The 12,907-nt window shown below is 34.4% G+C and carries 11 protein-coding genes and 1 tRNA gene; 9 read left to right on the plus strand and 3 right to left on the minus strand.

Annotated features, from left to right (window positions below; genetic code table 11):
* The first annotated feature begins 12 nt into the window (after window positions 1–12).
* Together THYS13_RS01665 and trxA are read left to right on the plus strand one after the other, a co-directional pair.
* The gene (locus THYS13_RS01665; RefSeq protein ID WP_042832868.1) at window positions 13–633 is read left to right on the plus strand and encodes a TlpA disulfide reductase family protein; all 621 of its coding nucleotides are present in this window, start codon (window positions 13–15) and stop codon (window positions 631–633) included.
* Window positions 634–674: 41 nt separating this feature from the next.
* Window positions 675–998 (plus strand): thioredoxin, encoded by a 324-nt coding sequence (gene trxA / locus THYS13_RS01670; protein ID WP_042832869.1) that lies wholly within the window; start codon window positions 675–677, stop codon window positions 996–998.
* A 51-nt stretch (window positions 999–1,049) separates the two neighbouring features.
* Here trxA and THYS13_RS01675 read toward each other — a convergent pair whose 3' ends face one another.
* Window positions 1,050–2,537: an aminotransferase class I/II-fold pyridoxal phosphate-dependent enzyme gene (locus THYS13_RS01675; protein ID WP_042832870.1), complete on the minus strand. Its 1,488-nt coding sequence runs from the start codon at window positions 2,535–2,537 to the stop codon at window positions 1,050–1,052.
* 377 nt (window positions 2,538–2,914) lie between these two features.
* On the opposite strand from THYS13_RS01675, the gene THYS13_RS01680 reads away from it, so the two are divergent.
* Together THYS13_RS01680 and THYS13_RS01685 are read left to right on the plus strand one after the other, a co-directional pair.
* A complete protein-coding gene (locus THYS13_RS01680; RefSeq protein ID WP_042832871.1) occupies window positions 2,915–5,380 on the plus strand; it encodes an ASKHA domain-containing protein in 2,466 nt (821 codons plus the stop codon).
* Window positions 5,381–5,440: 60 nt separating this feature from the next.
* On the plus strand, window positions 5,441–7,141 hold the full coding sequence (locus THYS13_RS01685) for an ABC-ATPase domain-containing protein (RefSeq protein ID WP_042832872.1): 1,701 nt from the start codon (window positions 5,441–5,443) through the stop codon (window positions 7,139–7,141).
* A gap of 58 nt (window positions 7,142–7,199) precedes the next feature.
* Here THYS13_RS01685 and THYS13_RS01690 read toward each other — a convergent pair.
* Window positions 7,200–7,288: transfer RNA gene (locus THYS13_RS01690), tRNA-Leu, on the minus strand.
* 154 nt (window positions 7,289–7,442) lie between these two features.
* Here THYS13_RS01690 and hflX point away from each other — a divergent pair.
* Complete coding sequence (gene hflX / locus THYS13_RS01695) at window positions 7,443–8,684, plus strand: GTPase HflX (RefSeq protein WP_042832873.1); 1,242 nt, start codon at window positions 7,443–7,445, stop codon at window positions 8,682–8,684.
* Here hflX and THYS13_RS01700 read toward each other — a convergent pair.
* Window positions 8,674–9,156 carry a DUF3189 family protein gene (locus THYS13_RS01700; RefSeq protein WP_042832874.1) on the minus strand — a complete coding sequence of 161 codons (483 nt, stop codon included), beginning with the start codon at window positions 9,154–9,156 and terminating at the stop codon, window positions 8,674–8,676. The two genes, hflX and THYS13_RS01700, sit on opposite strands and share 11 nt — an antisense overlap.
* A gap of 220 nt (window positions 9,157–9,376) precedes the next feature.
* Here THYS13_RS01700 and THYS13_RS01705 point away from each other — a divergent pair, with 220 nt between their 5' ends.
* The 4 genes from THYS13_RS01705 (at window position 9,377) to ltrA (ending at window position 12,898) form a co-directional block, all read left to right on the plus strand.
* Window positions 9,377–9,805, plus strand: a complete 429-nt coding sequence (locus THYS13_RS01705; protein ID WP_003869745.1) for an NUDIX hydrolase — start codon at window positions 9,377–9,379, stop codon at window positions 9,803–9,805.
* Between the two features lie 89 nt (window positions 9,806–9,894).
* Window positions 9,895–10,545 (plus strand): YigZ family protein, encoded by a 651-nt coding sequence (locus THYS13_RS01710; protein WP_042832875.1) that lies wholly within the window; start codon window positions 9,895–9,897, stop codon window positions 10,543–10,545.
* Window positions 10,546–10,627: 82 nt separating this feature from the next.
* The gene (locus tag THYS13_RS01715; RefSeq protein WP_042832876.1) at window positions 10,628–11,038 is read left to right on the plus strand and encodes a CoA-binding protein; all 411 of its coding nucleotides are present in this window, start codon (window positions 10,628–10,630) and stop codon (window positions 11,036–11,038) included.
* Window positions 11,039–11,485: 447 nt separating this feature from the next.
* A complete protein-coding gene (gene ltrA, locus THYS13_RS01720) occupies window positions 11,486–12,898 on the plus strand; it encodes a group II intron reverse transcriptase/maturase (RefSeq protein WP_042832609.1) in 1,413 nt (470 codons plus the stop codon).
* Window positions 12,899–12,907: the final 9 nt, after the last annotated feature.

Consider the following 12,907-nt stretch of genomic DNA (forward strand, 5'->3'; position numbering starts at 1 on the left):
GAGGTGGTTAGTGTGAAAAATAAAAGTCTAATTTTTACTATAATTGCTGTGATAGTTATAGGGGCACTTATTTTCGTTTTAAATAATTACACAAAAAGTGCTCAACCTTCCCCTTCTCAAGTGGCAGAAAATAATATTCCTAGCAATAATGAAGATCAAAGTACAAGTTCAAATGCAAATGCAAATAAAACTGAGCAAAGTGAGCCTAAGATAGGGAATCAAGTAGGAGATGTAGCACCAGATTTTACGCTAAAAGATTTAGATGGCAATACTGTGACCTTGTCGAGCTTAAGAGGAAAAAAAGTTATACTAAACTTTTGGGCAACAACTTGTCCTTATTGCAAAATTGAAATGCCAGCTTTAAATCAGTTTATAAAAGGCCATAAAGATGATACGGTTTTACTTGCGATAGACTTGGGTGAAGGCCCATCAAAAGTAAAGCAGTATTTAGAAGGGAAAGGATATGAATTTACTGTGCTACTGGATACTGACTTAAGTACTATTTACGATTATCAGGTTCAATTTATACCTATGTCTTATTTTATAGATAAAAACGGGGTCATAAGGGCAATTAGCAATGGGGCTATGACATATGACGAAATTGAAGAGTATTATAAATCAATTTCTCAATAAATGAAAATGTACAAAAGCAAGTAGAAGGAGGATATACACAAATGAAACCAGTAAATGTCACAGATGAGACTTTTGCAGAGGAAGTATACAATTCTGATAAACCTGTTTTAGTAGATTTTTGGGCTAAATGGTGTAGACCCTGTTTAATGATGGCACCAGTGTTAGAGGAGTTTGCGGAAGAATACGCTGATAAGATGAAAGTGGCAAAACTGGATGTGGATGAAAATCCTGTAATTGCTTCTAAGTATCGAATTATGAGCATTCCTACGATGGGAGTTTTTGTAGAAGGCAAAATGGTAGATAAGGTGATTGGCTTTATGCCAAAAGAGCATTTAGTTGAAAAATTGTTAAAATATTTGAAATAGGTATTAAAAAGGAGTATCTTTTGTTAGAGATACTCCTTTTTTAGTAAAACATTATGCTATCACGTTTAAAACTTGCCGGTCATTTACTACTTTTATATAATTTACTTCCGGGTCTTCGGTGCCTTGTATGCTTAAGTTAGCTTCTTTCATTTTATCTACATATTCTATAATTTCTAATGTTATTCTTTCCCCTGGGCAAAGCACTGGAATACCTGGAGGATAAGCCATCAAAAACTCGGCACTTATTTGCCCTACACTTTCTCTTAGAGGTAGTGCAACAGTGGAGGAGCCAAAAGCATATCTTGGTGATACTACTTGTTCTGGTATTTCTGGTATATCTATAGGTTTCGCTATTTCAATATTTTCATTGTATAATTCATCGCTTATTTCTCTTAAAGCCCTTAAGAGATAATCGACTTTTTCCTTTGTATCACCAATAGAAAATACACATAAAACATTATACATATCTGATAGTTCAGGTTGTATATAATATCTTTCTGCCAATATTCTCTCTAACTGATGGCCGCTTATTCCAAGGCCTTTAGCTGTTATTGTAACTTTTGTGGGGTCAAAGTCATAGGCACCATCTCGGCCAACAATTTCTTCACCAAAACAGTAGAGTCCTTTTATATTGTTTATCTCTCTTCGAGCGTACTCTGCTAATTCTATTGTTTTATCTAATAATTCTCTTCCTTCTGTAGCAATTTGCATTCTTGCAACATCTAAGGAAGCCAACAATATATATGAAGGACTTGTTGTCTGGAGTAAACTCATTACTTGTTTTACTCTATTAATATCAATTCTATCGCCTTTAACGTGAAGCATCGAGCTCTGCGTCATTGAGCCAATAATCTTATGGGTGCTCTGTGCACAGATATCGGCTCCTGCTTCCATCGCTGAAATAGGCAATTTTTCGTTAAATTTAAGGTGTGGTCCGTGAGCTTCATCCACCATGAGTATAGCGCCATAATCATGAACAATTTCAGCAATTTTTACTATATCCGTAGAAACTCCGTAATAAGTCGGGTTTATTATTAAAACAGCTTTCGCATCGGGATGATCTCTTAACGCTCTTTCCACTGTTTCTGGGGTGACATTTAATGCAACACCGATATTTTTATCAATTTCTGGTTGCATATAAACAGGTATAGCACCACTTAATATAATTCCTGACGTTACAGATTTATGAATATTTCGAGGAACGATAATTTTTTCTTCTTCTCCCATTACACTTAAAATCATTGCTTGAATTGCACCAGATGTTCCGTGTATAGAGAAAAAGGTAGCGTCGGCACCAAAAGCTTCTGCTGCTAATTCTTGGGCATACTTAATTGGTCCAGTAGGTTTGTGCAAGCTGTCTACTTGCTGAAACACTGTTACATCCATTGACAATACATTTTTGCCAACAAAGTCTAAGAACTTTTTTGCCATTCCCACACCTTTTTTATGGCCTGGCACGTGAAAAGGGATAGTATTGTTATTTACATATTCCATTAAGGCATCAAATAAAGGAGTTTGGGTTTGATCTAACTTTTTCAACGCATCTAACACCTTCTTTCATAAGTTTTGGCTCAGAATAAAAGCCTAAAACCTTGATAATAAGTAATTCAAAGGTATAGGCTTTGCAGAGCATCGCTGCTCCTTAAAAATAATTTCAATTCATTATAAGACATATTGTTGTAAATTTCAATAATAAGTTTGCTTTAATTTAAAAAAATTTTTGAGAGAAATTTTAAACTGCTAATCTATTTTTAATTACACTATACTATATAGTATGAGAAAAGCCCTTAAATGTCAATTGCATTTTGTGATAAGTAAGGGTTTTCTATATAAATTTTTATTTGCGATTTTTACTATAGAAATTTATAATAATAAACAAAACGATATGACAATATGGGATTTAATGAGGTGTGGAAATGTTTAGTAAAGATGTTGTGCAGAAAGTAAAAGACTTGTCATTAGAAAAATTAAAAAACATGAATTTTGATGTGGATCAATATTTAATTAAGGAAGCAACTGGCGAAGTACAGAGCTTAATAGATTACAAAATGATTCACCAAGTATGTGATAATTTTCATATTGATGAGAGAGAAAATAAAATAATCTTTAAAACTGGAGATTATTTGTTTGGGGATTATATAGTAAAAAATTTGAAAGAAGCGGAATATATAATTTTAGCAATCATTACACTGGGAGATAGAATAGATAAAAAGGTAAATGATTATTTTTCAGAAAGTAATTACACAAAAGGAATGATTTTAGATGTTATTGCAGGCGTGTTCCTTGAAATATTGACGAATAATTTTTGGGAAGAGGTAAGAGAAAACGCGAAAAAGTATGGTAAAGAAGTTACAGATATTTTTTATCCAGGAAATAAGTGGGACATAAAAAATCAGGCTGTGATTTGTAAACTTGTGGACAGTTCAAAAATCGGTGTAAATATTAATCAGAGTTTTATCATAACACCCCAAAAAACAGTGTCTTTTGTATGTGGAGTAGGGGAAAATGTCAAAAGACCTGTAAAAGAATCAGTCTGTGACGATTGTGAAGCCAAAGATTGTATTTATAGAAACGTTCCTGGTGAATCTAAATATAAAGTGACTGTACGTTTTAGTAGTAATACAAAAGTTATTGAAGCAAATGAAGGAGAAAATTTGTTTCATATTCTTGTAAGAAATGGAATAAAACTTAACAATTTTTGTGGTGGTAGTCGGATTTGTGGTCAATGTAAAGTTATATTAAATGAGAAACTTGATATCTCTGATGATGAAAAATACTTTTTGACAGATAAAGAAATAAAAAACAATGTTCGGCTTGCGTGTTTTGTTGAGATAGATAGGGATTTAGAGGTCAAAGTACTTTCTGAAGAGCAAAAAGCAAAGATATTGACGAAAGAAAATGATTTGTTAAGTATTGAGTCACACCCTCGCATAAAAACTTCTACAGTAGATATTAGAAGACCAACTTTAAACGACCAAGGAGACTATGTTAAAAGAATTAAAGAAGCTGTGGGTGGAGAAATAGAAATTCCTTTAGGGCTTTTAAGTAATCTTCCTGAAGTTTTAGAAGAAAATGATTATAAGGTAAATATTACTATTAGAAAAAATGAAATAATTTCTATTAAAAAAGCTGCTTCAAAACAATACAACTATGGTATAGCATTAGATATAGGAACTACTACTATTGCTGCTTATTTGTATGACTTAGATGAAGGTAAGGAAGTAGATGTGTATTCATGTTTAAATCCGCAGAGAACTTTTGGAGCTGATGTTATAACGAGAATAACTTATAGTATTTCTAATTCTCAAGGATTATATCAGTTGCATTCAGCTCTAATAAATAAAATAAATGAGATTGTAGAAGAGTTTTGTGTAAAAAATTCTATAGACAAAAGCGATATATATGAAATTGTGGCAGTAGGTAATCCTACAATGATACATTTTCTTTTAAATGTATCTTCCAAGAATATAGCAGTATCTCCGTATGTGCCGACTTTTACGTCAAAGATAGAAGTAAAAGCAAAAGAAATTGGCATAAACATAAACAAGGAAGGATACGTAATAACATTACCGCTTATATCTTCTTATGTAGGAGCAGATACTGTAGCAGCGGTTTTGGCAAACAAAATTGACCAATCTGACGAACTATGTTTGCTTGTAGACATAGGAACCAACGGCGAAATGGTATTGGGGAATAAAGATAACCTTATTGCTTCTTCGGCAGCAGCAGGCCCTGCTTTTGAAGGAGCAGGAATAACTTTTGGAATAAATGGCGTAGAAGGAGCTATAGACCATGTAGATTTTAGTAAAAGACCTTTTTATACTACAATAGGGAATAAAAAAGCTAAAGGAATATGTGGCTCCGGTATTGTAGATATTATTTCTGAACTTTTGAAGTACGGCATTGTTGATATTACTGGCAGATTTTTGTCTAAAGAAGAAGTTAAAAATGTACCTGTTGATATTGCAGAAAGGATAACTCTTTACAAAGATGAACCGGCATTTTTAATAGAAAATGGAATATATGTGACGCAAAAAGATATAAGGCAAATACAGCTGGCAAAAGGTGCCATACTTGCTGGCATTAACATCATGATAAAAAAAATGGGCATTTATGTAAATGAAATAAAAAAAGTTTTTTTGGCAGGAGGATTTGGAAATTATATTCTTCCTGCGAGTGCAATAGCAATTGGGCTTTTACCAAAGGAACTTCAAGGCAAAATCCTTCAAGTAGGCAATAGTGCTGGAGTTGGTGCGATAATGGCATTGCTTTCTGATAAAGAATTGGAAAGAGCTATACATCTACAAAGTAAAATAAGCTATATAGAACTATCAACTCATGAAGATTTTCAAAATGAATTTGTAAAAGGAATGTATTTTTAATAAAAATTGAAATTAGAATATAAAAAGTGTATGGAAATTATAACAAAGGAGTGTTTGTAGATGACAAAAGAATACCTTAAGAAAAAGCTTGATAAAATAGATGGAAAGGGGTATAAAGCTTACAAAGACCTTGAAGGAGAATATGAGTTTGAAAAATTTATACTGTATATTGACCATGTTCAGGGAGACCCTTTTGCACCTCCTTCAAGGATAAGGGTTAAAGTGCCCCAAAATATGGCTGATTTTGAGTTTTCCATGTATAACAATCCTTCAAGGCAAGTTGCTTTAGAAGATTTTTTGACAAGGTCAGTTTTTGAAGTTATAAAAAGTTTGCCTTCTTTAAAAGGTACAGGACATAGTGGTGATATTTACATAGACAAAGGTGGTCAACAAATAATTAAAAGAAGTGCAATGGTAGTTAACAAAGATTATGTAGAAGCAAGATTGAGCATAGGACTTCCTGCTTTTGGTAGACGAATAAATGGCAGTGGTGCCCAAAGAATATTTCTTGAATTTTTACCTCAAATTGTAGAGAAAAGTCTTTTAAAAAAGAGCCTCAACGTACAAGAGATATGGCTATGGGTTGAGACAGTGGAAGACCAAGATTACCTTAGAAGTCAACTAAAAGAGAGAGGGCTTGTGGCTTTTGTGGCTGATGGTGCGATTCTTCCTAGAGAAAGCGGCATAAGTGATAGACCTTTAAAAGGCGGTAATGTAGTACCTTTTGAGTCGCCGAATAGCTTGAGGGTTAAGTTTCAACTTCCAAATCGAGGAGAGATAACGGGGATGGGAATACCCGAAGGAGTTACGCTTATTGTGGGTGGCGGTTATCACGGCAAGTCTACCTTGTTACAAGCTGTTCAAAAAGGGGTATACAATCACATACCAGGTGATGGCAGAGAGTTTGTTATAACTGTAGCTGATGCAGCAAAAATAAGAGCAGAGGATGGCAGAAGGATAGAAAAAGTAGACATAAGTCCTTTTATAAATAATTTGCCAAATAACGTAGATACCACAAGGTTTACTACCGAAAATGCCAGTGGCAGTACTTCTCAAGCAGCAAATATTATTGAGGCGATAGAAATAGGCACTAGCTTACTGCTTTTGGACGAAGATACTTCAGCTTCTAATTTTATGATAAGGGATGCGAGGATGCAAAAACTGATTGCAAAAAATGAAGAACCTATAACTCCTTTTATTGATAGAGTAAAACAGTTATATAAAGATAATGGCATTTCTACGATTTTAGTTATGGGTGGCAGTGGGGATTATTTTGATGTTGCAAATTGCGTAATTAAAATGCACAACTACAGACCCTACGATGTCACACAAGAGGCAAAGAAAATTGCAAAAGAATTTAAAACAAATAGGGAAGTTGAGGAAAATAATGAACCTATAGTTATAAAACCAAGAATTCCTCTTAAAAAAGGGCTTGAAATAAAAGGCAAAAAGATAAAGTCAAAAGATGAGGATACTATTAGATTTGGATACCAAGAAATCGAATTGGATTATGTGGAACAATTAGTGGATAAAAGTCAAACAAATGCAATAGGGGAGATAATACGCTATATTGCTAGTAAATATGTAGATGAAAAAAGCAGTATAAAGGAAATATTAGAAAAGGTATATAAAGATATATACGAAAAAGGGCTGGACGTGGTATCTTCTTTTTATGGTAAGCATCCAGGCAATTTGGCATTGCCAAGACTTCAGGAAGTAGCTGCTGCATTAAATAGATTGCGAAGCTTTACTGTAAAATAAAAATAACCTCCTCAGCCACACCGGATTTGCTCGAGGAGGTTAATCCTTCATTTTCAATTGGTGCCGAAGGTGGGAGTCGAACCCACACGGGGTGTGAGCCCCACTGGATTTTGAGTCCAGCGCGTCTGCCAATTCCACCACTTCGGCGAGTTGCTACATTTGATATATTATCACAGGTTAATGAAAATTTCAATACCCTTTTTATAAAAAGTGCTGTTAATTTACCTATTTCACTATTTATAAATTCCTTTATTTGTGATATATTTATATTTACAGCACATTTTTCAAGGTTGGTGATGTTATGGAAGAGTTAAACAGAGATAAAAAAATAGAACGAGCTATTTTAGTAGGAATTGTTTCTACACCTGAAGATGAAGAAAGCATGGAAGAATTAAAAGAACTTGCTTTAACAGCTGGAGCTGAAGTAGTAGGACTAATGACACAAAAGCGCAATACAATTGACAAAGCTCACTATATTGGTAAAGGCAAGCTGGAAGAATTAAAATTCTTTGTTGAAAATCAAGAAGTTGACCTTGTCATTGTGAATGATGAACTTACTGGTACACAAATTAAAAATATGGAAGACTTTTTAAATGTAAAAGTTATTGATAGAACAAATCTTATTCTTGATATATTTGCAAAAAGAGCAAAGTCAAAAGAAGGAATGTTACAAGTAGAATTAGCCCAATTGAAGTATCGACTGCCACGTCTCGTAGGTCTTGGTGGACAACTTTCAAGATTAGGTGGAGGAATAGGTACAAGGGGTCCTGGTGAAACAAAATTAGAGACAGAGAGAAGGCATATAAAGAATAGAATAAAAGCGATAGAAAAGAAGTTAGAAGAAATAGAAAGGCACAGAAGTTTACAAAGGGGAAGGCGTAAGAAAAACCGTATTCCTGTGATAGCTATAGTAGGGTATACAAATGCAGGAAAATCCACGCTGCTTAATGCTTTAACTAATGCAGAAGTATACGTTGAAGATAAATTATTTGCAACACTTGATCCTACTGCGCGGAGACTTGTTTTGCCTGCAGGGAGAGAAGTAATTTTGATTGATACTGTAGGTTTTATTAGAAAGTTGCCTCATGACCTCGTGGAAGCTTTTAAATCTACGTTAGAAGAGGTTAAATATGCAGATTTATTGCTTCATATAATTGATGTGACTTCACCAGATATGGAGGAAAAGATAAAGGTTGTAGAAAAGGTTCTTTCAGATTTAGGAGCTACTAATACCCCTAAGATAAATGTTTTTAATAAAATTGACCTTTTGGAAGTTGTACCTAAAGGAAATGAAAGAGAAGTTTATATTTCTGCAAAAAATAAAATTGGATTTGATAAGTTATTGCAAGCAATAGAAAGAGAAATTTTTAAAGATGTGGAAGTGGTGAATTTTCTATTGCCTTATGATAAGACTAAAGAATATAATTATTTAAAAGAAAAAACAAAAATAATTGGAGAAAATTATAGTGAGAAAGGGATAATCATAAAAGCCGAAGTTCAAAAAGAAATAAAGGAAAGACTTAAAGATTTTATCATCGTTTAATAGCGTTGTATTCTGCTTTTTCTTGAGCCTTTACGTTTTTAACTATTTGAACAATTTTTTTATAAGCTTTTTGCGTACCATAAATTACTAAAGGCCTTCCTATAACAGGAAATTTTAAAGCAATAGAAGTAAATCCTCCAATTTTCATAATCCAGTTTGTAGCACCAGTCGTGTCAATCAAAAGCAGTCCTTCATTTGTATTGAATATATGATAGTATAAATCTTTAAGAGCTGGCTCAATTAACTTTTTAGCATTTTTTACTCCCATAGAATACACGTTGTTGCCATATTCATCAGTGCCAATAGGAACGATGTGTCCCGGGTCATTTTGGCCATTTAGTTTATCAAACAAAGGTATACTTTCTATTTCTTCTCGAGAGGGAATTCTGTCCATTGACAGTTTTCCAGTATGTATATAAGCTGCTATTACAGAAGTATGGGTCCCGCCATAACAGTGATAAATTATATGCATTTAAAACTCTCCTTCCTTGCTTTGTACATTAGATATTTTTTATAATTTAAAGATTTTTATACTGGTAAATTAATTTTTTGGTAGAAAAATTAAGTTTTGATGTATAATTGTGGAGATGTGCGAAAAAATAAAAATAAAATTAAAAATTTAAGAAGGAATTTAAGAGTTTTTAAAGAATATTATATTATGAGAAAAAATAAAAATTTTAGGGGGCTTGGAAATGTTAATAAGAGATTGCGCTGGAGGAGTTGTATTCAAAGGAGACAGTGTATTTATCCTCAAGAATGATAAGGGGGAGTGGGTGTTACCCAAAGGGGTTATTAGAAATAATGAATTACCTATTGATGTGGCTATAAGGAGAGTCTGTGCTGAAACAGGTCTTAAATCTGTTGAGGTCCTTTCTACTGCTGGTGAAACCAGCTACGAATTCTATTCTGTCACCCGTCAACGTCCTGTCTTTAATAAAATCACTTGGTATCTCATGATTACTGCCGATGAGGAATTTAATATTAGTAAAGAAGATGGTTTTGTTGATGGAGGATTTTATCCTATAGACAAGGCTTTGGAGATGATTACCTATAGTCAAGACAAATCACTTGTAAACGTTTCTTATTTTAAATATAAGACGTTGACGAAGGCTCTGGCGTAAAGCGAAAAAGCTTTAATAAAGCCTCATAAAGCCGGCAACGGCTTTATTTTTTGATTATAATTTGGTATAATGACAAAAGGGGTGCTATTTTGGCTAAAAGTTATAAAACACTATATTCTTACGGAGTTGCTGAAATCGAAATAAAGCGTTCCAGATTTATCGGACATGCTAAACCAGTTTCTTCAGAGGAAGAGGCGATAAAATTTATAGAGGAAATTAGGGCAAGTCACAGAATGGCAACCCATAACGTTTATGCTTATGTTATTGGAGAAAATGACGAAATTCAGCGTTTTAGTGATGATGGAGAGCCTTCTGGAACAGCAGGCATACCAGTATTAAATGTAATTAAAAAAGAAGGATTAAAAAACGTTGCTGTTGTAGTTACAAGGTATTTTGGCGGAATATTGTTAGGAGCAGGAGGATTAGTAAGAGCTTATACAAAAGGGGCAAAAGTGGGTATTGATGCTGCTGGAATAATAGAAAAAATACCTGCGAAAAGTGTTATACTCACTTTTGATTATACTTTCCTGGGAAAAATTCAAAATGAGCTTTTAAAAAAAGGTTATTACATTAAGGATACTATATATTCAGATAAAGTTTCTATAGTATTACATATTGAAGAAGACCAGTTATTAGAATTTCAAACTTTTATAAATGATTTAACAGGTAAAAAGTGTGATATAAAGATTGGGGAAGATGTATACCTTTTTAAAAAAGGCGATGAATATTATGGGACATAAACTTTATCTTTTATAAAAGGGTGAGAGAAAAGTAATAGGAGTGCATTAATTAAAACCCTATTGAATTAGGAGGTAAAAAAGAATGGAGTGGGATTATTCCTACATAGATTACGTGGAAGAAGCTATGAAAAGAAAGATATGGGCTGTAGTAGGAGCACTCCCTCGAGAGAGTAAATATGGTTATCAAATTTACCGAACTCTTAAATTGAACGGCTATACAGCTTATCCTGTTAATCCCAAATTTCGAGAAGTAGATGGAGATCCTTGCTATGACTCTTTATCCAGCTTACCTGTAATACCAGAAGTTGTAGATATGGTAGTTCCCCCTAATAGGGGTGAACAGTACGTAGAAGAAGCAGCAAAATTAGGCATAGAATTTATTTGGTTTCAACCAGGGGCAGAAAGTGAGGAACTGGTGGAAAAAGCTAAGAATCTTGGCTTAAAAGTTATCTATAATACATGTGTAATGTTGGAAACAGATAAAAGGAAATAAGAGGAGGGAAGTCTCCTCTTATTTGACGTGCGCCCGGCATGGGCGATAACTAGGCGGTGAAAGTCCGCTGTGGGCTTGGTAGTGGGAACCACTAGCCAAGAGCAAGGGTGTCCATCGTGAGGTGGAATCTGAAGGAAGCTTAAGGCAAAATCTCGGTCTGATGAACAAGAACCAGATAAGAGGCTGAATTGGGATGGATGAGTTTGCGTAACAAAACGAAGTCCAACACTACCCGAATCCCATACAGTAAATCTGGCAGATATATGAGATGAAAGTTATCGTTCTTACCTGGGGAGGTCTCAAGGATAAGTCGTGGAAGTAAAATCTGAAGTGACAACCCATGCAGTGATGTATGGCTGAACCTTGAGAAGTCAGCAGAGGTCATAGTACTTATCTAGACATGAATAGATAAGGAAGGGCCGAACGTTAGGAGGTTTTGAAAATCTTATGGACTCGAAAGATATGCGAAGATTGCAGACAACTCAACAAAGAGGCTATCCGTTGAATAGAGAAATGGAATTTCAAAAGACAACGGAAGTGCATAGTATATCATCGGCGTCGGAAGATGGAAGAAACGAAGTACAAAGATATACCAGCAAGATGCTTGAAATGATAGTAGAACGAGGAAACATGGAAGCAGCATACAAGCGCGTTGTTGCAAATAAAGGAAGCCATGGAGTCGATGGGATGGAAGTAGATGAACTTCTACCGTATCTCAAAGAAAACTGGTCAACCATAAAACAACAACTGCTGGAAGGGAAATACAAACCACAACCAGTGCGAAGAGTAGAAATTCCCAAACCAGATGGAGGAGTAAGACTACTAGGAATACCTACAGTACTAGACAGACTAATACAACAAGCAATAGCCCAAATACTAAATAAAGTCTACAACCATACATTTTCAGATAGCAGTTATGGATTCAGACCAGGACGCAGTGCAAAAGACGCAATAAAAGCCGCAGAAGCATACATAAATGAAGGATACACATGGGTTGTAGATATGGACTTAGAAAAATTCTTTGACAGAGTAAACCACGACATAATAATGTCCAAACTAGAAAAGCGGATAGGGGACAAAAGAGTACTAAAGTTAATACGAAGATACCTAGAATCAGGAGTAATGATAAACGGAATCAAAGTATCAACAGAAGAAGGGACACCCCAAGGAGGGCCATTAAGTCCCCTATTAGCAAACATAATGTTGGACGAACTAGACAAAGAACTTGAGAAACGAGGGCATAAATTCTGCCGATATGCAGATGACTGCAACATATATGTAAAAAGCAGGTCTGCAGGAAACAGAGTAATGAAGAGCATAAAGAAATTCATAGAAAGCAAATTAAAACTAAAAGTCAACGAAGCAAAAAGTGCTGTAGATAGACCATGGAGAAGAAAATTTCTTGGATTTTCATTCTATACAAAAGAAAACGAAGTAAGAATAAGAATCCATGAAAAATCCATCAAAAGGTTTAAGGGAAAAGTAAGAGAAATAACCAATCGGAACAAGGGAATAAGCATGGAAAACAGAATAAAAAGACTAAATCAAATAACAACAGGATGGGTCAACTATTTTGGATTAGCAGACGCGAAAAGCATAATGAAAACCCTTGACGAATGGATAAGGCGAAGACTAAGGGCATGTATATGGAAACAATGGAAGAAGATAAAAACGAAGCATGATAACTTAGTAAAACTAGGAGTAGAAGAACAAAAAGCCTGGGAATACGCCAATACAAGGAAAGGCTACTGGAGAATATCCAATAGCCCAATCCTAAATAAGACTCTTACAAATAAATACTTTGAAAGCATAGGTTATAAGAGTTTATCCCAAAGATATCTAATTGTACACAATTCCTAATGAACCGCC

Origin of the sequence: Thermoanaerobacter sp. YS13, assembly GCF_000806225.2 — a bacterium.
Lineage (GTDB): Bacteria > Bacillota > Thermoanaerobacteria > Thermoanaerobacterales > Thermoanaerobacteraceae > Thermoanaerobacter > Thermoanaerobacter uzonensis.